This window comes from Streptomyces sp. SAS_272, from assembly GCF_052543235.1.
Genome location: NZ_JBMNDR010000116.1, coordinates 1 through 22,394, shown reverse-complemented (window position 1 = coordinate 22,394; position 22,394 = coordinate 1). Strand labels below are relative to the sequence as shown.

Below are 22,394 nucleotides of genomic sequence, written 5' to 3'. Positions count from 1 at the left end.
CCCCCCCCCCCCCCCCACGTCCGGGGCGCTCACGCCAGCTTCAGCGCGCCGGCCATCGTCGAGAGCTGGGCGAAGCCCGCCGTGCCCGCGACCACCGTGGTGGAGCCGCCGGCGTCCTTCAGCACGAGCGCGTCGTAGCGGCCGCCGGTGTAGCGGACCCAGGTGCGGCCGCCGATCAGCTCGGTCACCTTGGTCTCGGACGCCCCCTGGCTGGCCTCCTCGATGAACTGCGAGCGCCGCTGAGTGGACTGCTCGATGGTCACGTACTCCCCGTCCGGGGTGTGGAAACCGAGGTGCCAGGCGTCGAAGTCGTCGCCCCGGAAGCGCACCGAGGTGGCCTTCCAGGTACTCGGCAGGCCCTCGGGCGCGGCCACCGGGTACGACGCCGCGCGGCGCGCCGTGAGGAGTTCGACGCGGTAGTCGACCCGCTTGACGTCGGGAGCGCGGTCGTCGTGGGGGATGAAGAGATAGATCACCCACGCCGCGATCATGATGAGCCCCAGGGAGAGGATCATGTCCCGGGCCGTCTTCTGTCTGCCGTTCGAACCTGCCACGCCCCTATCGTCGCAGGTGCCCGGTGCGCTCATCCGTGGGGTCCCCTGCTCATTTTGTCGGACTGACGATAGAGTCGGGGATCGAACCCTCATCCGGCCGTCGTCGTATCAGTCAGAAAGGTGCGCTCCGATGACCGAGCATCATCACTTGCCGTCCGAACTCGATGTCCCCTCCGAGGCCCCGGACCGCAACCTCGCCCTTGAGCTCGTCCGGGTGACCGAAGCGGCCGCGATGGCCGCCGGCCGCTGGGTGGGACGCGGCGACAAGAACGGCGCCGACGGCGCCGCGGTGCGCGCCATGCGGACCCTCGTCTCGACCGTGTCCATGAACGGCGTGGTCGTCATCGGCGAGGGCGAGAAGGACGAAGCCCCGATGCTCTTCAACGGCGAGCGCGTCGGCGACCAGACCGGTCCCGAGGTCGACATCGCGGTCGACCCCATCGACGGCACCACGCTGACCGCCAAGGGCATGCCGAACGCGATCGCCGTCCTCGCGGCCACCGAGCGCGGCGCGATGTTCGACCCGTCCGCCGTGTTCTACATGGACAAGCTGGTCACCGGCCCCGAGGCCGCCGAGTTCGTGGACATCAACGCGCCCGTCGAGGTCAACATCCGCCGGGTCGCCAAGGCCAAGCGGGCCACGCCGGAGGACGTCACCGTCGTCATCCTGGACCGGCCGCGACACGAGGGCATCATCGAGGAGATCCGGGCGACCGGGGCGCGCATCAAGCTGATCTCCGACGGCGATGTGGCCGGCTCGATCCTCGCGCTGCGCGAGGGCACCGGCGTCGACCTGCTGCTCGGCATCGGCGGCACTCCCGAGGGCATCATCTCGGCCTGCGCCGTGAAGTGCCTGGGCGGCGTCATCCAGGGCAAGCTGTGGCCCAAGGACGACGAGGAGCGGCAGCGGGCGATCGACGCCGGGCACGACCTCGACCGGGTGCTGACCACCGAGGACCTGGTGACCGGCGAGAACGTGTTCTTCGTCGCCACCGGCATCACCGACGGCGAACTGCTGCGGGGTGTCCGGTACCGGTCGGAGACCGCGACCACCGACTCGATCGTGATGCGGTCGAAGTCCGGGACGGTCCGGCGGATCGACTCCGAGCACCGGCTGAGCAAGCTGCGGGCCTACAGCGCGGTCGACTTCGACCGGGCCAAGTAGGCCTCCGGCCCTGCCGGGCCGGAGAGCGGCAGAGGAGGGCGCCCCCGGTGCGGAGGGGGCGCCCTTCGTTCAGCCCGCCTGGGCTATGCGGTCCGTCGCGCGCACCGTCTTCTGCAGTTCCACGTCGCGGCGGCGGCGCCGCGCGAGGACCACGCGGCGCTCGGCGGCGGTGAGACCGCCCCAGACGCCGTAGGGCTCGGGCTGCAGCAGTGCGTGCTCGCGGCACTCGACCATGACGGGACAGCGCGCACAGACCCGCTTGGCCGCTTCCTCCCGGGACAGCCGGGCGGCCGTGGGCTCCTTGGAAGGGGCGAAGAACAGGCCCGCCTCGTCGCGCCGGCACACCGCGTCGGTGTGCCAGGGGTCGTCCTGGTCCCTGTCGCGCCCTGGGTCCTGCCGGGCCGGGACGGCGGCGACCTGCAGGGGCGAATGCGGCGGTTGCAGCACGGGTCTTCTCCTGACGACGGCTTCGCGAGCGAGAGACGATGCAGCAGGCCTACCCGCTGTGCGCGCGCCTATGCACTGAGTTCCGGACCGCCGCCGCCGGGACCGCTCGTGCCGCCCGACGACCGTCAGCGGTCCAGGTGTCTGCGCAGACTTCGGTCGACCTTGTCCTGGACCCGATCGAGAATGTCCGCCACGAGTTTGCCCCGCTTCGGCCGGCCCTCGATGTTGCCCAGCACCGCCCAGCCGTCGACGTAGACCACCGGGGCGTCGGACTGCGGGGAGTCGAGCGCGTCCACCTCGAAGTTGCCGAGGACCGCGCCGCCGGTGCCGCGCAGCGAGACGTTCTCCGGGACGCGGACCTCCACGTTGCCGAAGACCGAGAACGCCTTGATCACCACCTGCTGGTACTCGAAGAGCGCCTCGGTCAGGTCGATCTCGACGGAGCCGAAGACCGCGTACACGTGGATGCGACGCCCGGCGCGCCAGCGGCCCCGGCGGACGGCGCTGCTGAAGACCGCGACCACGTTGTCGTCGGGGTCGGCGGGGATCGCGCCCGGCGCCGGCCGGCCGGGAGCGGCGGCGGGGGCGCCGCGGCGCTCGTGCGCGGCGGGCAGGTCCCGCACGAACGCCTGCAGCTCGCCGACCGTCTTGGCGGCCAGCACGCCCTCGACGCGTTCGGCGTGCTCGTCGGCGGTCAGCCGGCCCTCCGCGAGGGCCTCGCGGAGCATGTCGGCGATACGGTCCCGGTCGGCGTCCGAGGCGCGCAGCTCGGCGGTCTGCGTGGGTGCGGCGGTCTGCTTCTGAAGGTCCACGACAGCAGCGTACCGACACACGATAGATCGCGATACCCCCGACCGTCGCGGCCCCGCGAGCACTGAGCCTTACCTCACAGGCCCGCCGTCGGGGGCAGGTTCTACGCTGGTGGACGCCCGCCGATGGAGGCGGTCGCCGTCTGTCGAGTGAGGAATGGGCGAGATGCCTGAGTTCGCATACACCGATCTGCTCCCCCAGGGAGAGGACACCACCCCCTATCGGCTGGTGACCTCCGAGGGTGTCTCCACCTTCGAGGCCGACGGGCGGACGTTCCTCAAGGTCGAGCCGGAGGCGCTGCGCAAGCTCGCCGCCGAGGCGATCCACGACATCCAGCACTACCTGCGCCCCGCGCACCTCGCGCAGCTGCGCCGCATCATCGACGACCCCGAGGCCTCCGCCAACGACAAGTTCGTCGCGCTGGACCTGCTGAAGAACGCGAACATCGCGGCCGCCGGCGTGCTGCCGATGTGCCAGGACACCGGCACCGCCATCGTGATGGGCAAGCGCGGGCAGAACGTCCTCACCGAGGGCGGCGACGAGGCGGCGCTGAGCCGCGGCATCTACGACGCCTACCTGAACCTCAACCTGCGCTACTCGCAGATGGCTCCGCTCACCATGTGGGAGGAGAAGAACACCGGCTCCAACCTCCCGGCCCAGATCGAGCTGTACGCCGCCGACGGGGGCGCGTACAAGTTCCTTTTCATGGCCAAGGGCGGCGGCTCCGCCAACAAGAGCTTCCTCTACCAGGAGACCAAGGCCGTCCTGAACGAGGCCTCCATGATGAAGTTCCTGGAGGAGAAGATCCGTTCGCTGGGCACGGCCGCCTGCCCGCCGTACCACCTGGCGATCGTCGTCGGCGGCACGTCCGCCGAGTACGCGCTGAAGACCGCCAAGTACGCCTCCGCGCACTACCTGGACGAGATCCCGGCCGAGGGCTCCGCGCTCGGCCACGGCTTCCGCGACAAGGAGCTGGAGGAGAAGGTCTTCGAGCTGACGCAGCGGATCGGGATCGGCGCGCAGTTCGGCGGCAAGTACTTCTGCCACGACGTGCGGGTGGTCCGTCTGCCGCGGCACGGCGCCTCCTGCCCCGTCGCGATCGCCGTGTCCTGCTCGGCCGACCGCCAGGCCGTCGCGAAGATCACCGCCGAGGGCGTCTTCCTCGAGCAGCTCGAGACCGACCCGGCGCGGTTCCTGCCCGACACCACGGACGAGCACCTGGACGAGTCCGGTGACGTCGTGCGGATCGACCTGAACCAGCCGATGGACGACATCCTGGCCGAGCTGACGAAGTATCCGGTCAAGACCCGCCTGTCGCTGTCCGGTCCACTGGTGGTGGCCCGCGACATCGCGCACGCCAAGATCAAGGAGCGGCTGGACGCGGGCGAGGAGATGCCTCAGTACCTCAAGGACCACCCGGTGTACTACGCCGGCCCCGCGAAGACCCCCGAGGGGTACGCGTCCGGCTCGTTCGGCCCGACCACGGCCGGCCGCATGGACTCCTACGTCGAGCAGTTCCAGGCGGCGGGCGGCTCCAAGGTGATGCTGGCCAAGGGCAACCGCTCGCAGCAGGTCACCGACGCCTGCGGCAGCCACGGCGGCTTCTACCTCGGCTCGATCGGCGGCCCGGCCGCGCGCCTCGCGCAGGACTGCATCAAGAAGGTCGAGGTCGTCGAGTACGAGGAGCTCGGCATGGAGGCCGTCTGGAAGATCGAGGTCGAGGACTTCCCGGCGTTCGTCGTCGTGGACGACAAGGGCAACGACTTCTTCACCTCGCGGGAACCCGAGCAGCCGACGTTCACGTCGATCCCGGTGCGGGGACCGGGGCTGGGCTGACGCTCCCCGGTACGCAGGAGCACCCGTACACCGGCGTACACCGGCACGCCCGGCGCGCCCCGCCCGGCGCGGTGGCCCGAAAGGCCCTGCGCCAGGAACAAGCGGGGCGCGCCGCACGCTGTACCGGTCATGAGCGACTACCGCATCGAGCACGACTCCATGGGCGAGGTCCGGGTGCCCGCCGAGGCCAAGTGGCGGGCGCAGACCCAGCGTGCCGTCGAGAACTTCCCCGTCTCCGGGCAGCGCCTCGAGCGGGCGCACATCGAGGCGCTCGCCCGGATCAAGGGGGCCGCGGCGAAGGTCAACGCCGGTCTCGGAGTGCTCGACAAGGACATCGCCGAGGCGATCCAGGAGGCGGCCCGCGAGGTGGCCGACGGGAAGTGGGACGAGCACTTTCCCGTGGACGTGTTCCAGACCGGCTCCGGCACCTCCTCCAACATGAACGCCAACGAGGTGCTCGCCACCCTGGCCGGCGAGCGGCTGGGCCGGGAGGTACACCCCAACGACCACGTCAACGCCTCGCAGTCCTCCAACGACGTCTTCCCGTCCTCGATCCACATCGCCGCCACCGCCGCCGTCACGCGGGATCTGATCCCCGCCCTGGAGCACCTGGCCGACGCCCTCGGCCGCAAGGCGGAGGAGTTCGCCGACGTCGTGAAGTCGGGGCGGACCCATCTCATGGACGCCACGCCCGTCACCCTCGGCCAGGAGTTCGGCGGGTACGCCGCCCAGGTGCGGTACGGCGTCGAGCGGCTCACCGCCTCCCTCCCCCGGCTCGCCGAGCTCCCGTTGGGCGGCACGGCCGTCGGCACCGGCATCAACACGCCGCCCGGTTTCTCCGCCGCCGTCATCGAGGAGGTCGCCCGGAGCACCGGGCTGCCGCTGACCGAGGCGCGCGACCACTTCGAGGCCCAGGGCGCGCGGGACGGGATCGTCGAGACCAGCGGGCAGTTGCGGACCGTCGCGGTCGGCCTCACGAAGATCGCCAACGATCTGCGGTGGATGGCCTCCGGGCCGCGCACCGGACTGGCCGAGATCAGCCTCCCCGACCTCCAGCCCGGTTCCTCGATCATGCCCGGCAAGGTCAACCCGGTGATCCCGGAGGCCGTCCTCATGGTGGCCGCACAGGTCGTCGGCAACGACGCGACGGTGGCCACGGCAGGCGCGGCGGGCAACTTCGAGCTGAACGTCATGCTGCCGGTGATCGCGAAGAACGTGCTGGAGTCGATCCGGCTGCTCGCCAACGTGTCGCGGCTGCTCGCCGACCGGACCGTCGACGGGATCGTCGCCCACCGCGAACGCGCCCGGGAGTACGCCGAGTCCTCGCCCTCCGTCGTCACCCCGCTGAACAAGTACATCGGCTACGAGGAGGCCGCCAAGGTGGCCAAGAAGGCGCTGGCGGAGCGCAGGACGATCCGTGAGACGGTCCTCGCGGGCGGATACGTGGAGCGCGGCGACCTGACGGTCCAGCAGCTCGACGAGGCCCTGGATGTCCTGCGGATGACGCGCCCGTGACCTTTCGCGCCCCGGCGTGAGAACCGTGTCACGCGCCGCAGCGTCATATGGCCATGGCACCTAATATCTCTCCATGGCAGACGGTGAAGCGGTGAGACGCGTGGGATCGGGCGATGCGGCGGCCTTCTGGGAGCCCGGGGACCGGATCCTGTGGCGCTACCGGGAGAACGGCGGCGCGGGCTTCCACATCGCCCGCCCGGTCACCGTGGTGCGCGACGACGCGGAGGTGCTGGCGGTCTGGCTGGCCCCGGGCACCGAGTGCGTCAAGCCGGTGCTCGCGGACGGCACGCCGCCGCACCGGGAGCCGCTGCGCACCCGCTACACCAAGCCGCGCACGGTGCAGCGCGACCGCTGGTTCGGCACCGGCGTGCTGAAGCTGGCCCGGCCGGGCGAGCCCTGGTCGGTGTGGCTCTTCTGGGAGCCGGGCTGGCAGTTCAAGAACTGGTACGTCAACCTGGAGGAGCCGCTTGTCCGTTGGGACGGCGGAGTGGACTCCGAGGACCACTTTCTGGACATCTGCGTCTACCCCGATCACAGTTGGGGCTGGCGCGACGAGGACGAGTTCGCGCAGGCCCAGCAGGACGGACTGATGGACCGGACGGTCGCCGAACAGGTGCTGCTGGCGGGCCGCAGGGCGCTGGAAACGATCCGCGCCTGGGGGCCGCCGTTCGACGAGGGCTGGCAGCACTGGCGCCCGGATCCGTCCTGGGCCGTACCGTTGCTGCCGGAGGACTGGGACCGTACGCCCGCGCACATGTCCACATGAGACCCTTGATGCGCCCCCGGGCGACAAACGTAGGATCGTCCTCCGCAAGGCACGCTGGCAGTAACTCCCGGAGCAGTCGCCGGGTCTGACCGAACGTCACCGAGGGGCGGCAGGACGTGAGCGAGGGGTACGAGGGCAACACCGGCGGCACGCTCGGCGTCGGCCACCTGGGCCGCGAGCGGTCCACGGGCGACACACAGACAACCTCTGACCACGCGGGAAATCCGTTCCGGGGACACGTATTCCGGGTATCGGGTTTTCTGCGGGACCAACTGCGCGCGAGGCGCGCAGCCCCGGACGGACGGATTCGACACGCGTGACGGAGCAGCCCACCTCCTACGAACGCCCCCAGGGCGTCGACCCCACGGACCCCCGTGGGGCACTCCTGCATACTCCGGCCCCCGTGCCGGGCCCGTCCGTCTTACCGCCCGACGCCTCGGGTACGACGACGTGCGGCAAGGGCGGAAAGGGCGACATGGGCGGCCAGGGAGCCACGGGTAAGGACGCGGCCGGGGCGGAGGCGGGTGCGGGCGCCGAGCACTCCCAGCCTTCGGCGACCGCGGAGTCCGACACGCACCGGCCACGCCCGGCGCCCGAGTCCATCCCGGCCCAGCCGGGCGGTGACGGACACCAGGAACGCGGTCCCGGCGGACAGGAGCGGCGCGCCGGCGCCGGGCTGACGCCCGGCCGGCCCACCCCCATGCGGCGGGAGGGCGACCGGCTGCGGTTCGTGGGCGCCGCCACCCGGCGGATCGCCCGCGGTCTGGACCTCGACGAGATCGTGATGGGGCTGTGCCGGGCCACCGTGCCGACCTTCTCCGACGCGATCCTCGTCTATCTGCGCGACCCGCTGCCGGTCGGCGACGAGCGGCCCGCGGCGGACCGCATCATGCTGCGGCTGCGCCGCACCGACCGGATCCCGGAGGAGCGGGACACCGAGACCGGCTTCGCGGCGCTGGCCCTGCCGCTCCCGGAGCCGGCGGAGCTGACCGCGGAGCTGTCGGCCTCGGTCGGCGACATGTGCGAGGTGCGGCCCGGCGGGGCGCTCGCGGAGGTGCTGCGCGGGGTGCGTCCGGTGTTCGCCGACCACCCGGCCGCTCGCGCCGCGCTGCCCGAACTCCTGGGCACGGACAGCACCTTGGCGGTCCCGGGCGGTCAGCGGGCGATCCTGGCCCCGTTGCGGGGCCGTCGCCGGGTGATCGGCGCCGCCGTGTTCCTGCGGCGTCCGGAGCGCATCCCGTTCGAGAACGACGACCTGCTCGTGGCCGCGCAGCTCGCCACCCACAGCGCCCTGGGCATCGACAAGGCGGTGCTGTACGACCGTGAGGCGTACATCGCCGACGAGCTGCAGCGCACGATGCTGCCGGAGACCCTGCCGCGTCCCACGGGCGTGCGGCTGGCCTCCCGGTATCTGCCCGCGGCGGAGACCGCTCGGGTCGGCGGCGACTGGTACGACGCCATCCCGCTGCCCGGCAGCCGGGTGGCGCTGGTGGTGGGCGACGTCATGGGGCACTCCATGACGTCGGCGGCCATCATGGGTCAGCTGCGCACCACGGCGCAGACGCTCGCCGGTCTCGACCTGCCGCCGCAGGAGGTCCTGCACCATCTCGACGAGCAGGCCCAGCGGCTGGGCACCGACCGTATGGCGACGTGCCTGTACGCCGTCTACGACCCGGTCGCGCACCGCATCACCATCGCCAACGCGGGCCATCCGCCGCCCATCCTGTTGCATCTGGGCGGCCGGGCGGAGGTGCTGCGGGTTCCGCCGGGCGCGCCGATCGGCGTGGGCGGGGTCGACTTCGAGGCGGTGGAGCTGGACGCACCGGCCGGGGGGACGCTGCTGCTGTACACCGACGGCCTGGTGGAGTCCCGGCTGCGGGACGTGGCGACCGGCATAGAACAGCTGCGGGAGAAGCTCGCGGCCACCGCGCAGCTCACCGGGCCGGATCACCCGCCGCCGCTGGAGGCGCTGTGCGACGAGGTGCTCGACATGCTCGGCCCGGGTGACCGGGACGACGACATCGCGCTGCTCGCCGCCCGCTTCGACGGGATCGCGCCGAGTGACGTGGCGTACTGGCTCCTGGAACCGGAGGACGCGGCGCCGGGCCGCGCCCGTCGGCTGGCCCGGCGGGCGCTGTCCCGATGGGGCCTGGAGGACATGTCCGACTCGGTGGAGCTGCTGGTCAGCGAGGTCGTCACCAATGCGGTGCGGTACGCCTCTCGGCCGGTGACGCTGCGGCTGCTGCGCACCGACGTGCTGCGCTGCGAGGTCGGGGACGACGTGCCGCAGCTGCCCCGGCTGCGGCAGGCCCGGGCGACCGACGAGGGCGGTCGCGGCCTGTACCTGGTCAACCGGCTGGCCCGGCGCTGGGGCGCCACGCGGCTCAGCACCGGCAAGGTGGTCTGGTTCGAGCTGAACCGGAGCTGAGGGTCGACGTTGCACCGCGGATCGCCGGCTCCGGGGGTTTTGTGGGCGCGCTCACCGTCCATCCACAATTTCCGCAGGCGCGGAATTGCGGATGGACGGTAATTCCGCACGCGGGAGATCAAGGCGACCTAATGTGTCGCACACACCCTTGCCGCACACCAGTGCTATCAAGGGCGACTTTGTCATGCACCGAATAAATAACGGGAGGACAACGGATGAATCTGCGCAGATTCGCCGCTAAGGCCACAGTCGTGGTGGCCGCAGGAGCCACTTTCTCGCTCTTCGGGGCGCCCGCCCAGGCAAGCTCGGGCTGGGACTACATCGGTGACACGAAATTCCCCGTCAGCACCGCCGACTACATACGCTCCGGCCAGGCGCTGTCGACCGGTGGTGACATCAAGGCCTGCATCATCACCGGCAGCTCCAGGAGCTACGCCTATGACCTTTGGGAGTACGACCCGGACAACGGTCATGAGTTCGTGGGCGCGGTCCAGGGCGCCGGCTGCTGGATCTGGAGAAACATCGGAAAGTACGTCGACGGCGACAACAAGCGGGCCGAGTTCTACATCGGCACCTATGACAACTCCGCCCTCTGGGTCAAGTGGTACGACTGATCCCGTCGAGGGAACGCGATGAGCTGAACCGGGGGCAGGGCCTCTCGTTCGCCTCGAGTGGGTCCGCCGAAGTGTGACGACGACGAGAGGGGCGCCCGGAGATCTCCGGGCGCCCCTCTGCGGTGTTCTCGCGCCGTTGCGCTACTGGCCGAGGAGCGGGTTCGCGGGATCGTCGCCTTGGCCGGGCGGATCGTCCGGCTTCGGCGACGGGGACGGCGACGAGGACGGCGACGAGGACGGCTTCGGCGACGGGGACGGCGACGAGGACGGCGACGAGGACGGCTTCGGCGACGACGACGGCGACGTGCTCGGCTTGGGCGAGGACGACGGCGAGGCACTCGGCGACGGCGAGGTGGACGGGGACGGCGACGACGTGCGGACGGCCGCGCCCTGGTCGGTCTCCAGGTCGAACTTGCTGACCTTGGTCGAGACGCCGAAGGTGTAGGTCGCCCAGATCTGCGCCGGGAAGCCACCGCCGTTGATGCGGCCCTTGGTCGAGGTCAGGCCCGTCGTCGCGCCGGTCAGCGGCACCTGCGCGTGGGTCTTGGCGTCCTCGCCGAACAGGCCGACCGAGGTCACCAGGTCGGGGGTGTAGCCGGTGAACCAGGCGGACTTGTTGTTGTCGGAGGTGCCCGTCTTGCCGGCCACCTTCTGGCCCTTGCGCAGCGGGTTGTCGCGCACGGACTTCTTGGCCGTGCCGTCGTCGACCACGCCGGTGAGGACCGAGGTGACGGAGTCGGCGGCCTCCCTGTCGATCACCTGGCCGCCGACGGCCTTGGCGAGCTGGAACGACGGGTGGGCGCTGTTCTGCGCCGACTTGATGATCGCCGGGGTGACCTTCTTGCCGTGGTTGTCGAGGGTGGCGTAGACACCGGCCATCTGCAGGGGGCTCGCGCTCATGGTGCCCAGGGTCTGGGCGGGCACGGCCTTCAGGCCCTTGGTGTCCATGCCGAGGTTGCCGGCGACCTTCAGCACCTCGGGCATGCCGACGTCGACGCCCATCTGCGCGAAGACGGAGTTGATCGACTGGTTCAGCGCCGTCTGGACGGTGACGTCGCCGTAGTCCTGGTCGTCCTCGTTCTCCGGGGCGAAGCCGATGTCGCTGCCGACGACGGGGCGCTTGCTGGTGCCGTCGTAGAGGGTGTCGGCGGTGATCTGCTCGCCCTTCTGCGTCTTGGCGTTCTCGTCGAAGGCCGCGGCGAGGATCACGGGCTTGAAGGTGGAGGCCGGCTGGTAGTCGGTGCGGGTGGCGTTGTTGACGAAGTGTTCGGTGTAGCCGACGCCGCCGTACATCGCCTCGACCGCGCCCGTCTTCGGGTTCACGGACACCGCGCCGGCCTGGACGTCGCCGTCGACCTTGCGCTTCTTCTTGTCGAGCTTGCTGGTCAGCTGTTCCTTGACCGTCTCTTCGAGCTTCTTCTGCTTCGCCTTGTCGATGTTCAGCTCGATGTTCCAGCCGCCCTTCCTGACCAGGGCGTTGGCGGACTCGAGATCGTCGGCGGCGCCCTGGGCCACGAGCTGGCGGGCGAGCTCGGCGTTGGCCGCGTCCACCAGGTAGCCGACCTGGCCCTCCTTGCCGGGGGCGGCCTTGGGCTCCTTGGGCTTCGGGAACGTCATGGCGTCGCGTTCCGACTTCTTCAGCCAGTCCTGCTCGACCATGTTGTCCAGGACGTAGTTCCAGCGTGCCGTGACCAGGCGTTGGCCCGTGGCGGAGGCGGAAGACCAGTCGTACTGGCTGGGGGCCTGCAGGAGGGCTGCGAGGTAGGCGCCCTGTGCGACGCTCAGCTTGCCGGCGTCGACGCCGTAGTAGGCCTGGGCGGCGGCCTGGATGCCGTAGGCGCCGCGGCCGTAGTAGCTGGTGTTGATGTAGCCGGCCAGGATGTAGTCCTTGGACTCCTCCCGGTCCAGCTTGAGGGAGATGACCAGTTCCTTCAGCTTGCGCGTGACGGTCTGTTCCTGGCTCAGGTAGTAGTTCTTGACGTACTGCTGGGTGATCGTCGAACCGCCCTGCGCGCCCTTGCCCATGAGCGTGTTGAGGACGCCGCGGGTGGTGCCCTTCAGGTCGACGCCGGCGTCGGTGTAGAAGGACTTGTTCTCGGCGGCGACGAAGGTGTGCTGGACGGGCTTGGGCACCTGGGCGAGGTCGACGTTCTCGCGGTTGAGTTCGCCGTCGCGGGCGAGGATGGCGCCGTTGCCGTACTTGTAGACGTTGCTCTGCAGGTCGGCGTCGGGGTTGCCCTTGGGGATCGGCGTGCTCACGTACAGCCAGACGAAGGCGCCGATCACGGCGACGGTCAGACCGAGGAACGTGCCCAGTATCTTCTTCCAGGTGAAGATCCGGCGTATGAGGCTCTTGTCCTTCTTGCCGGCCTTCCCCCTGCCGCCCTTGGCGCTCTTCTTCGCGCCTCTGCGGGCGGCCGCGCGACCGCCGGTCGCGGCCGCGGTCCCGCCGGCGGCCCCGGGGGCGGGGGGCGCCACCGACTCCGTCTCCGTCGAGCGGTTCCTGGGCGCCGCGCGGCGGCCACCGCGCTGTCGCGCTCGTCTCTCTTCCGCTCGTCCCATGAGTCCGCTCGCTCCGCTTCCTACTCGGCAGTCACACCAGTGCCCGGGGCAGGGCCAGGTCAGCTCAGAAAGCTAACACCGCTCGCTATGACGGCGTGCTCCCGATCCGGTCTTCGCGGGGCGTGAGAATGCGCACCCCGCACGACGGAACCCGTGGAACGTCCCCACCGATTCGACGTGCGAGAAGGGCTCAGGGTTGCCATTCCCGGGTAAAGTGATATCACTTAGCTAGACAGCCGATCGCTGAATCAGCTGCTGACGAGAGACGGGGGACCACCATGTCCGCACACGACCCTTCGGCCACCGCCGAGCACACCCACGCCGTCGACACCGCCGACGCGCCCGAGATGCCCGCCCCGCGCGTGCACGAGTTCCCCGCGCACAGCGTGGGGGGCGGCGTCGCGCTGCTGCTCGGACTGCTCGGACTGCTGGCCGGCGGCGGACTGATCGCCGCCGGCGCCGTGGTGACCGCGGCCGGACTCAAGGCGGCGCTCATCGTCGCCGGCGTGCTGGTCTCCGTGGCCGCGTTCCTCGCCATGTGCGGACTGAACACGGTGGCGCCGGGCGAGGCCCGCGTGGTGCAGCTCTTCGGCCGCTACCGCGGCACCATCCGCGAGGACGGACTGCGCTGGGTGAACCCGTTCACCTCGCGCGAGAAGATCTCCACCCGGGTCCGCAACCACGAGACGGCCGTGCTCAAGGTCAACGACGCCTACGGCAACCCGATCGAGCTCGCCGCGGTCGTGGTGTGGAACGTGAAGGACACCGCGCAGGCCTCCTTCGAGGTCGACGACTTCCTGGAGTTCGTCTCCACCCAGACCGAGGCGGCCGTGCGGCACATCGCCATCGAGTACCCCTACGACTCGCACGACGAGAACGGGCTCTCACTGCGCGGCAACGCCGAGGAGATCACCGAGAAGCTGGCCGTGGAGCTCCACGCGCGCGTGGAGGCGGCCGGCGTGCGGATCATCGAGTCCCGCTTCACCCACCTCGCGTACGCTCCCGAGATCGCCTCGGCGATGCTCCAGCGCCAGCAGGCGGGCGCGGTGGTCGCGGCCCGGCGGGAGATCGTGGACGGGGCGGTCGGGATGGTCGAGGCCGCGCTCGGCCGGATCGCCGAGCAGGGCATCGTGGAACTGGACGAGGAGCGGAAGGCGGCGATGGTGTCCAACCTGATGGTGGTGCTGTGCGGGGACCGGGCGCCCCAGCCGGTGCTGAACACCGGAACCCTCTACCAGTGACGGTCCCCTCCGGGGGGACGGCCCCTCAGGGCCGGCCGCAGCGCAAGCAGGTGCTGCTGCGGCTGGACCCCGCGGTGTACGAGGCGCTGGCCCGGTGGGCCGGGGAGGACCTGCGGTCCGCCAACGCCCAGATCGAGTTCCTGCTGCGGCGGGCGCTGCGGGAGGCGGGGCGCCTCCCCGGCGACGCCGGCCCCATGCCCCGTCGGGGCCGGCCCCCCGGAGCAGGCCCGTCCGGAGGAAGTCCGTCCGGAGGAAGTCCGTCCGGAGGAGGCCCCGCAGGCGGGGCCTCCTCGGGGCCGCCGTCGGCCTGAGCGACCCGCCCGGCCGCCTGAAGAGCAGGCGCGGCTGTTGCAGAACGGTGACAACCGCCTCCCACCTGCGTACCCCCACCCCCCGCTGCCACCTGCGCACTCCGCGTATACACGCGGGGTATACACCGCATGTACAGTCCTTGCCATGTCCATCGGTCACACCCTTCTGGGACTCCTGGAGTCCGGACCCCGCCACGGCTACGACCTCAAGCGGGCCTTCGACGAGAAGTTCGGTCATGACCGGCCGCTGCACTACGGCCAGGTCTACTCGACGATGTCGCGTCTGCTGAAGAACGGGCTCGTCGAGGTCGACGGCGTCGAGGCCGGCGGCGGACCCGAGCGCAAGCGGTACGCGATCACCGACGCCGGGATCACCGACGTCGCGCGGTGGCTCGCCACGCCCGAGAAGCCCGAGCCGTATCTGCAGTCCACGCTCTACACGAAGATCGTCCTCGCGCTGCTCACCGGCCGCGACGCCGCCGACATCCTCGACGAGCAGCGTGCGGAGCACCTGCGCAGCATGCGCATCCTCACCGACCGCAAGCGCAAGGGCGACCTGGCCGACCAGCTGATCTGCGACCACGCCCTGTTCCATCTCGAGGCCGACCTGCGCTGGCTGGAACTGACCGCCGCGCGCCTCGACAAACTGAAGGCCACGGTGACCGCATGAACGCCCCCGGGGGATCCCTGCTCGTCGCCGAGAGCCTGCGCAAGGCCTACGGCCCGACGATGGCGCTGGACGGCGCCGAGTTCTCCATCCACCCCGGCGAGGTCGTCGCGGTGATGGGCCCGTCCGGCTCGGGGAAGTCGACCCTGCTGCACTGCCTCGCCGGCATCGTGACGCCCGACTCCGGATCGATCATGTACGACGGCCACGACCTCGCCACGATGAACGACGCGCAGCGCAGCCGGCTGCGGCGCACGGAGTTCGGGTTCGTGTTCCAGTTCGGCCAGCTCGTGCCCGAGCTGACCTGCGTGGAGAACGTGGCGCTGCCGCTGCGGCTGAACGGCGCCCCGCGCAGGCAGGCCGAGCGCACCGCCCTGAGCTGGATGGAACGGCTGGAGGTCGACGACCTCGGCAGGAAGCGGCCCGCAGAGGTCTCCGGCGGGCAGGGGCAGCGGGTCGCCGTGGCGCGCGCGCTCGTCACCAGCCCCCGCGTGCTGTTCGCCGACGAACCGACCGGCGCGCTGGACTCGCTCAACGGCGAGCGCGTGATGGAGCTGTTCACCGAGGCCGCCCGGACGGCAAACGCTGCCGTCGTCCTCGTCACGCACGAGGCACGGGTGGCCGCGTACTCCGACCGCGAGATCGTCGTACGGGACGGCAAGTCGCGCGACATGGAGCGCGTCATATGAGTCTGCGCCAATGGTCCGCAGACCTGGGCCTGGGGATCCGGTTCGCGTTCGCGGGCGGCCGGGAGGGCTGGGTCCGGGCCGTGCTCACGGCGGTCGGCGTGGGGCTCGGCGTCGCCGTCCTGCTGCTGACGACTGCGGTGCCGAACGCGCTCGCGGTGCGCCACGACCGTGAAGAGGCCCGGCTCGACTGGGCGTTCGGAGAACCGCCGCGCAAGGGCGACGACACCCTCCTGATCGCCGACTCGGACACCACGTTCCACGGCAAGGACGTCCGCGGCCGGATGGTGGAGCCGGAAGGGACGCACGCCCCGTTGCCGCCCGGCGTGAACCGGTTCCCGGCCGCGGGCGACATGGTGGTCTCGCCCGCGCTGCGCGAGCTGCTCGACGCCGACGGTTCGGCGCTGCTGCGCGAGCGCCTGCCCTACCGCGTGGTCGGGACCATCGGGGAAAGCGGCCTGGTCGGCTCCAAGGAACTCGCCTACTACGCGGGCGCCTCCGGGCTCGCCGCGCATGTCGGCACCGGCGCGGTGGTGACCCGGCTGAAGCAGTTCGGGAACCCCGAGCCGACGAAGGAGACGACCGACCCGGTACTGGTCCTGCTGATCCTCGTCGTCATCGTGGTGCTGCTGATGCCGGTGGCCGTGTTCATCGCCGCGGCCGTCCGGTTCGGCGGCGAGCGGCGCGACCGCCGGCTCGCGGCCCTGCGGCTGATCGGTTCCGACGGCCGGATGACCCGGCGCATCGCGGCGGGCGAGGCCATGGCCGGCTCGCTGCTGGGCCTGGTGCTGGGCACGGCCTTCTTCCTGGCCGGCCGCCAGGCGGCGGGCGCGGTCGAGGTGATGGGCATCAGCGTGTGGCCCAGTTACCTCAATCCCTCCCCCGCGCTGGCCGTGCTGGTCACGCTGGCGGTGCCGGCGGCCGCGGTCCTGGTCACCCTCTTCGCGCTGCGCGGAGTGGTGATCGAACCGCTGGGCGTGGTGCGCGCGGCGAAGCCGGCGCGACGACGGCTGTGGTGGCGGCTGCTGATGCCGGTGGCCGGCCTCGCGATGCTCTACCCGATGATCGGCCAGGGCCGCGAGAACGGGAACTTCAACCAGTACCTGGTGACCGGCGGCGTCCTGCTGCTCCTCGTCGGGATCACCGCCCTGTTGCCCTGGCTCGTGGAGACGGTCGTCGCCCGGCTCGGATCGGGCGGAGTCGCCTGGCAACTGGCGGTACGACGACTTCAGTTGAGCAGCGGCACGGCGGCCCGGATGGTCAACGGCATCGCGGTGGCGGTCGCCGGGGCGATCGCGCTGCAGATGCTGTTCGCGGGAGTGGACGGCGACTACACCAAGTCCACCGGCAAGGACGTCACCCGGGCCCAGTTGCAGGTGCAGGTGCCGGACGGCGTCCCGATGGCGCAGACCGCCCGGAAGTTCGCCGACACCAAGGGCGTCCGCAAGGTCACCGCCCTGTGGCAGGGGTACCTGGGCGACGCCTCCTGGAACAGCGAGAACGCTCCCGGCCTGAGCGGCGATCTGACCGTGGGCGACTGCCCGGCCCTGCGCGAGCTGGCGAAGCTGCCCGCCTGCAAGGACGGCGATGTGTTCGTCCTCGTCGGCGGCGAGTACACGGGCGACGGGCCGCAGCTGAACAAGCCCGGCAAGAAGATCTACCTTCAGCCGGGCTCCTTCGACGACCACAGGGACATCGTCTGGACGGTCCCCGCGGGGGTTCCCCAGGTGGCCGGGGTCAAGGGCCTCACCGGGTGGGAGCGCGGCGGCTTCCTCATGACGCCGAGCGCGCTGCCCAAGTCGGCCGAGAAGGCGGTCAGCGGCCAGCTGTACCTCTCGATGGACGACTCCGTGCCCGACGCGTCCGAGTACGCGCGCAACACGGCGTTCCAGGTGGATCCCCTGTCGCGCCCGATGAACTGGGCGTCCAGCGAGCGGAACGAGACGTTCGCCTCCATCCGCACCGGTCTGCTCGTGGGTTCGGCCTGTGTGCTGCTGCTGATCGGCGCGAGCCTGCTGGTCTCCCAGCTGGAGCAGTTGCGTGAGCGGCGCAAGCTGCTGTCCGCCCTGGTCGCCTTCGGCACCCGGCGGCGCACGCTGGGGCTGTCGGTGCTGTGGCAGACGGCGATCCCGATCGGGCTGGGCCTGCTGCTGGCCTCGGCGGTGGGGCTCACGCTCGGCGCGGTGCTGCTGCGGATGACGGGCACGTCGGTGAGCGTGGACTGGTCGAGCGTGCTGATGATGACCGGCTGCGGTGCGGCCGTCGTCCTGCTGGTGACGCTGCTGAGCCTGCCGCCGCTGATGCGGCTGATGCGGCCGGACGGGCTGCGCACGGAGTAGCCGCCGCCCGCCCCGGGCGCCCGGTACGGTCCCTCCCCCGCTCGGGGGGAGGGACCGTCCGCGTTCACAGCTGGTACTCCCGCACCACCCTTCGCACCTGCGCGAACAGCATGCCGACGTTCACGGACTTGCGGCAGACGACCACCGCGACCACGTCCTGCTGCTCGGTCATCCGCACGAACAGGTGAGTGAGGTTCTCACTGTTGACGAGGATCTCCTGGAAGAAGTGGTTGTCGCTCTGGACCCCGCGACGCTCCTTGAAGACGTCCTCGATCATCACGACCGTGCGTCCCTGGAACAGGTCGAGCGTCGCCCCGGCCAGCAGGTCCAGTACCTCCGGCGGGTGGTTGTCGACGGTCTCGTAGGACAGGAGCATGCCGGTGGACATGTCGACGACGCCGGAGGCGACGCAGTCGGGGGCATCCGTACGCAGTGACTTGACCAGGCCCATCACCTGGTCCGAGAAACCCGGGGTCATACGTTTCGTCGCCATCCCTTCAGACTCCTTCGGCGGTCTTCACGGTCGTCCCGTCCGCCGCGGTCCGCGCGGTCGTACGGTCGGTGAGGATCAGGTCGATGCGGCGCAGGGCCGGCTGGGTCGCCCGGTGCAGGCGCTCCACGTCCATGCCCTCGTCGCCGAGCACGACCATCAGCGCGGTGTCCCCGACCGCGTAGAACGCGGCGCAGCCGTGGCTGCCGTAGGCCACCGTGCGGTGCAGGGCGCCGCGGGCGGTCGCCTCGGCGGTGCGGCGGGCGAGGCCGAGGCCGGCCGCGGCGAGGGCGGCGAGGCCCTCGGGGTCGATCGAGTCGGCCGTGTCGGCGGCGATGAGCAGTCCGTCGGCCGCCGCGACCGCCGTGTCGGTGATCCCGGTCACCTGCTCGCGCAGGCCGCGCATCTCCCGCGCGAGGGCTTGGTGGTCCATGAGTGCAACTCCCCTGATTCTGATGGCATGTGACCGTCTGTTCTCTGTGGGGGTTTCCGCGTGCCGTGGTGTCCCGCGTGGCCGTGGGGGTTCTGGCGGGGCCGTCATTTCGCCGTCGGGTTGCGCAGGCGGAAGAACTCCTTCCAGCCGGGGCCGTTCCGCTCCGGCGTGAGGGCCTCGTGGATGCCGCTGGCGCCGGGCCTGCGGCGGGGCAGGGCGGTCGCCTCCGGGGGCGGCGGCTGCGGCTGAGGCGGCGCCGGCTCGCGGGGGCGCACCCCGTGCCCGTCGGGCGGCAGTCGGACGGGGATCGGGTGGGGCGCCTCCACGCACTCCAGGAGCCCCTCGCCCAGCATCCGGGCCACCTCGACGGTGACGGTGTACACGCCGCGACCGGTTCGGAAGGCGAGGTCGCGGGCGGTGCGCCGGCCGTCCGCGTGGGCGAGCAGCTCGCGCTGCAGGGCGCCGAGGCGGGCCGCCGCCAGGGAGAGCGGCGCGGGCACGGGACGCTCCCGGTCCGGACGCACGGGGCACGGCATCGCCAGCAGCGCGGCCAGTTTGCGCGAGGCGACCTGGAGCAGCCGGGTGGGCGGTTCGCCGACGGCGACCGAGGCCGGCGGGGGACCCGTCGCCGGACCGCGTTCGCAGCCGTCGACGCTGCCGGCGACGACCGCGAACGCCGCGTCCTGGAGGGCCATCGCGCACACCACCCGCAGCTGGGCGGCGCCGGTGTAGCCGTGGGCGACCAGCCCGGCGGCCGGCCAGCGCGCGCCGCCCGACTCGCGCACCAGCGCGGTCCACTCCTCGCCGCCGATCCGGCCGGAGCGCAGCAGCAGCGCCTCGGGGGCGGGCGCGCCCGGCGACTCGACGGCGACGACCAGGCCGCCGTCCAGATGGAAGACGCCGCCGGGCGAGCCGGTCACGCACAGTTCTCCGGTGAAGCCGTCCCGGCCGCACGCGGCGAGGTCGCGTGCCAGCAGCTCATAACCCGACATCAGCCCGACATCACTCCCCTGCGACCTCTCGCACATACGCCTGACGCGTAGCGCTGAGGAGGGAAGGTGTATCAGTCAGGGCGCAGGTCCCAGCGCGGGATTCCCGACCTGCCCCCAGCTGACGGAAGTTGTTCTCGGGATGGACCCAAATCTCTTTGTTCGGGGCTCGTTTGACCGATTGACCGACGTCAGTCGTCGCCGCCGAGCACCCGGACCGGCAGGGGTCGCAGCGCCCTGCGCAGCGCGCCCGCCAGCTCCTCGTACTCCGCCGCTCGCGCCGCGCCGGTGCGCATCGCGAGGGCGATCCGGCGGGCGGGCGCGGGGGCGGCGAAGGAGCCGGTGAGCAGCCGGGGGCTGCGGCCGGTCTCGACGGTGACGGCGGTGCGCGGCAGCAGCGTGCAGCCCAGGCCGCCGGCGACCAGCTGGACGAGGGTCGACAGGCCGGCGGCCGTGGTGGTCACCGGCGCGTCGCCGCGGCCCGCCTCCCGGCAGATGTCGAGGGCCTGGTCGCGCAGGCAGTGACCCTCGTCCAGGAGCAGCAGGTTGAGCTCCCTGAGCGCCTCGCGCGGGATGCCCTGCTGTCCGCCGAGCTCATGGCCGAGCGGCGTCACGAGTACGAAGTCCTCGTCGAACAGGGGCAGTTCCCTCACCCCGGGGACGCCGAGGGGGACGGCCAGCAGCAGGAGTTCCAGACGGCCGGTGTGCAGGCCGTCCAGCAGGCCGGCGGTCTGCTCCTCGTGGACCTGGAGGTCGAGGTGCGGATAGCGCTCGTGGACGAGGTGCAGGACGGTCGGCAGCAGGTAGGGCGCGACGGTCGGGATGACGCCGAGGCGCAGCGTCCCGGTGAAGGGGGCCCGCACCGCCTCGGCCTCCTCCATCAGCGCCTCCATCTCGCCCAGCACCGCCCTGGCCCGGACGACGAGCCGCTCGCCGGCCGGCGAGAGCAGGACCTTGCGGGTCGTACGCTCCAGGAGGGTGACCCCGAGGGACTCCTCCAGGGCCGAGACGGCGCCGGACAGCGCGGGCTGGCTCATTCCGATCGCGGCGGCCGCGTCCCGGAAGTGCAGGTGCTCCGCGACGGCCACGAAGGCCCGCAGCTGGGCCGGGCTGGGCGCCCGCCGCCTGGCGTGCACGGCCCGGCCGGCCGCCGCTCGGCCTGCCGCCGCTCGACCGGCGGCCGCCCTGGCGCTCACCGCCCGGCCGCCGCGGGTCCCGCCGCTCACACCCCTGGCATCCACATTACCCTCAGTCACTGATAGACATCCTCGATCAACCCTATCGAGTGTAGCCATTTCCCGAATCAATGCACCCTGTGCCACGATCGAGGCCGTCCAACCCACGGGGAGTGTCCGCAATCCGGACACCCCTTCGCTGCAAGGAGAGTGCGTGCTCACTGTCGGTGACAAGTTCCCCGAGTTCGAACTGACCGCCTGCGTCTCGCTGGAGAAGGGCGCGGAGTTCGAGCAGATCCACCACAAGTCCTACGAGGGCAAGTGGCTCGTGGTCTTCGCGTGGCCCAAGGACTTCACCTTCGTCTGCCCGACCGAGATCGCCGCGTTCGGCAAGCTGAACGACGAGTTCGCCGACCGTGACGCGCAGATCCTCGGCTTCTCCGGCGACTCCGAGTTCGTCCACCACGCCTGGCGCAAGGACCACCCGGACCTGACCGACCTGCCGTTCCCGATGATGGCCGACTCGCGGCACGAGCTGATGCGCGACCTCGGCATCGAGGGCGAGGACGGCTTCGCCCAGCGCGCCGTGTTCGTCGTCGACCCGAACCGCGAGATCCAGTTCACGATGGTCACCGCGGGCTCCGTGGGCCGCAACCCCAAGGAGGTCCTGCGGGTCCTGGACGCCCTGCAGACCGACGAGCTGTGCCCCTGCAACTGGACCAAGGGCGAGAACACCCTCGACCCGGTCGAGCTGCTGGCCGGGAAGTGAGCTGAGATGTCCCTCGACGCCCTGAAGTCCGCGATACCGGACTACGCCAAGGACCTGAAGCTCAACCTGGGCTCGGTCATCGGCAACTCCGACCTTCCCGCACAGCAGTTGTGGGGCACGGTCCTGGCGACCGCGATCGCCTCCCGCTCCCCGATCGTGCTGCGCGAGCTCGCGCCGGAGGCGAAGGCGGTCCTGTCGCCGCAGGCCTACACCGCTGCGCGCTCGGCCGCGGCCGTCATGGCGATGAACAACGTGTTCTACCGCACCCGCCACCTGCTGTCGGACCACGAGTACGGCAACCTGCGGGCCGGTCTGCGGATGAACGTCATCGGCAACCCCGGCGTCGACAAGGTCGACTTCGAGCTGTGGTCGTTCGCCGTCTCCGCGATCAACGGCTGCGGGATGTGCCTCGACTCCCACGAGCAGGTGCTGCGCAAGGCGGGCGTCGAGCGTGAGGTCGTCCAGGAGGCCTTCAAGATCGCCTCGGTGATCCAGGCGGTGGGCGTGACGCTGGACGCGGAAGCGGTCCTCGCCGACGTCTGATCCGCACGCCCTGCCCCACCCCGCCTCACCGCTACGGGGGAGGGGGGGGGGGGG

21 protein-coding genes are annotated in these 22,394 nt (G+C 71.2%); 13 read left to right on the top strand and 8 right to left on the bottom strand.

Going from position 1 to position 22,394, the window contains the following annotated elements; translation table 11 throughout:
* Positions 1-29: 29 nt before the first annotated feature.
* Complete coding sequence (locus ACN6LD_RS38325; protein ID WP_319198272.1) at positions 30-554, bottom strand: DUF4245 domain-containing protein; 525 nt, start codon at positions 552-554, stop codon at positions 30-32.
* A 130-nt stretch (positions 555-684) separates the two neighbouring features.
* Between ACN6LD_RS38325 and glpX the strand changes: the two genes are divergently transcribed.
* Positions 685-1,719, top strand: coding sequence for a class II fructose-bisphosphatase (gene glpX, locus ACN6LD_RS38320; RefSeq protein ID WP_319198270.1), 1,035 nt, complete (start codon positions 685-687; stop codon positions 1,717-1,719).
* 69 nt (positions 1,720-1,788) lie between these two features.
* Here glpX and ACN6LD_RS38315 read toward each other — a convergent pair whose 3' ends face one another.
* Positions 1,789-2,166 carry a WhiB family transcriptional regulator gene (locus tag ACN6LD_RS38315; protein WP_319191785.1) on the bottom strand — a complete coding sequence of 126 codons (378 nt, stop codon included), beginning with the start codon at positions 2,164-2,166 and terminating at the stop codon, positions 1,789-1,791.
* Between the two features lie 125 nt (positions 2,167-2,291).
* Positions 2,292-2,978, bottom strand: a complete 687-nt coding sequence (locus ACN6LD_RS38310; protein WP_445045570.1) for a DUF1707 SHOCT-like domain-containing protein — start codon at positions 2,976-2,978, stop codon at positions 2,292-2,294.
* Positions 2,979-3,141: 163 nt separating this feature from the next.
* Between ACN6LD_RS38310 and ACN6LD_RS38305 the strand changes: the two genes are divergently transcribed.
* From ACN6LD_RS38305 to ACN6LD_RS38285, 5 genes are all read left to right on the top strand, one after another.
* On the top strand, positions 3,142-4,812 hold the full coding sequence (locus ACN6LD_RS38305; RefSeq protein ID WP_319191789.1) for a fumarate hydratase: 1,671 nt from the start codon (positions 3,142-3,144) through the stop codon (positions 4,810-4,812).
* A gap of 129 nt (positions 4,813-4,941) precedes the next feature.
* Positions 4,942-6,327 (top strand): class II fumarate hydratase, encoded by a 1,386-nt coding sequence (locus tag ACN6LD_RS38300; RefSeq protein WP_319191791.1) that lies wholly within the window; start codon positions 4,942-4,944, stop codon positions 6,325-6,327.
* A 73-nt stretch (positions 6,328-6,400) separates the two neighbouring features.
* Positions 6,401-7,093, top strand: coding sequence for a cytidylyl-2-hydroxypropylphosphonate hydrolase (fomD, locus tag ACN6LD_RS38295; protein ID WP_319191793.1), 693 nt, complete (start codon positions 6,401-6,403; stop codon positions 7,091-7,093).
* Positions 7,094-7,409: 316 nt separating this feature from the next.
* Positions 7,410-9,521, top strand: a complete 2,112-nt coding sequence (locus ACN6LD_RS38290) for a SpoIIE family protein phosphatase (RefSeq protein ID WP_445045569.1) — start codon at positions 7,410-7,412, stop codon at positions 9,519-9,521.
* 251 nt (positions 9,522-9,772) lie between these two features.
* Complete coding sequence (locus tag ACN6LD_RS38285) at positions 9,773-10,135, top strand: hypothetical protein (RefSeq protein ID WP_319191797.1); 363 nt, start codon at positions 9,773-9,775, stop codon at positions 10,133-10,135.
* Positions 10,136-10,276: 141 nt separating this feature from the next.
* Here the strand turns inward: ACN6LD_RS38285 and ACN6LD_RS38280 are convergent, their stop codons facing one another.
* Entirely contained in the window at positions 10,277-12,697 is a 2,421-nt protein-coding gene (locus ACN6LD_RS38280; protein WP_445045568.1) for a transglycosylase domain-containing protein, read from the bottom strand.
* A gap of 278 nt (positions 12,698-12,975) precedes the next feature.
* On the opposite strand from ACN6LD_RS38280, the gene ACN6LD_RS38275 reads away from it, so the two are divergent.
* The 5 genes from ACN6LD_RS38275 to ACN6LD_RS38255 all read left to right on the top strand — a co-directional run bounded on the left by ACN6LD_RS38275 (position 12,976) and on the right by ACN6LD_RS38255 (position 17,941).
* Positions 12,976-13,938, top strand: a complete 963-nt coding sequence (locus ACN6LD_RS38275; RefSeq protein WP_319191801.1) for an SPFH domain-containing protein — start codon at positions 12,976-12,978, stop codon at positions 13,936-13,938.
* Complete coding sequence (locus ACN6LD_RS38270; protein WP_445045567.1) at positions 13,884-14,249, top strand: hypothetical protein; 366 nt, start codon at positions 13,884-13,886, stop codon at positions 14,247-14,249. Before ACN6LD_RS38275 ends, ACN6LD_RS38270 begins: the two co-directional genes overlap by 55 nt.
* A 145-nt stretch (positions 14,250-14,394) precedes the next feature.
* A complete protein-coding gene (locus ACN6LD_RS38265; RefSeq protein ID WP_319191803.1) occupies positions 14,395-14,919 on the top strand; it encodes a PadR family transcriptional regulator in 525 nt (174 codons plus the stop codon).
* A complete protein-coding gene (locus ACN6LD_RS38260; RefSeq protein WP_319191806.1) occupies positions 14,916-15,605 on the top strand; it encodes an ABC transporter ATP-binding protein in 690 nt (229 codons plus the stop codon). Before ACN6LD_RS38265 ends, ACN6LD_RS38260 begins: the two co-directional genes overlap by 4 nt.
* A complete protein-coding gene (locus ACN6LD_RS38255; RefSeq protein WP_445045566.1) occupies positions 15,602-17,941 on the top strand; it encodes an FtsX-like permease family protein in 2,340 nt (779 codons plus the stop codon). Before ACN6LD_RS38260 ends, ACN6LD_RS38255 begins: the two co-directional genes overlap by 4 nt.
* A 64-nt stretch (positions 17,942-18,005) precedes the next feature.
* Here ACN6LD_RS38255 and ACN6LD_RS38250 read toward each other — a convergent pair whose 3' ends face one another.
* The 4 genes from ACN6LD_RS38250 to ACN6LD_RS38235 form a co-directional block, all read right to left on the bottom strand.
* Positions 18,006-18,434, bottom strand: coding sequence for a hypothetical protein (locus tag ACN6LD_RS38250; RefSeq protein ID WP_054242616.1), 429 nt, complete (start codon positions 18,432-18,434; stop codon positions 18,006-18,008).
* A 4-nt stretch (positions 18,435-18,438) separates the two neighbouring features.
* Entirely contained in the window at positions 18,439-18,864 is a 426-nt protein-coding gene (locus ACN6LD_RS38245; RefSeq protein WP_057584432.1) for a roadblock/LC7 domain-containing protein, read from the bottom strand.
* Between the two features lie 104 nt (positions 18,865-18,968).
* Entirely contained in the window at positions 18,969-19,856 is an 888-nt protein-coding gene (locus ACN6LD_RS38240) for a MarR family transcriptional regulator (RefSeq protein WP_319191812.1), read from the bottom strand.
* Positions 19,857-20,044: 188 nt separating this feature from the next.
* Positions 20,045-20,989 (bottom strand): hydrogen peroxide-inducible genes activator, encoded by a 945-nt coding sequence (locus ACN6LD_RS38235; protein ID WP_445045571.1) that lies wholly within the window; start codon positions 20,987-20,989, stop codon positions 20,045-20,047.
* A 253-nt stretch (positions 20,990-21,242) separates the two neighbouring features.
* Here ACN6LD_RS38235 and ACN6LD_RS38230 point away from each other — a divergent pair, with 253 nt between their 5' ends.
* Together ACN6LD_RS38230 and ACN6LD_RS38225 are read left to right on the top strand one after the other, a co-directional pair.
* The gene (locus tag ACN6LD_RS38230) at positions 21,243-21,797 is read left to right on the top strand and encodes a peroxiredoxin (protein ID WP_319191814.1); all 555 of its coding nucleotides are present in this window, start codon (positions 21,243-21,245) and stop codon (positions 21,795-21,797) included.
* A 6-nt stretch (positions 21,798-21,803) separates the two neighbouring features.
* Positions 21,804-22,340 (top strand): alkyl hydroperoxide reductase, encoded by a 537-nt coding sequence (locus tag ACN6LD_RS38225; protein WP_445045565.1) that lies wholly within the window; start codon positions 21,804-21,806, stop codon positions 22,338-22,340.
* Positions 22,341-22,394: the final 54 nt, after the last annotated feature.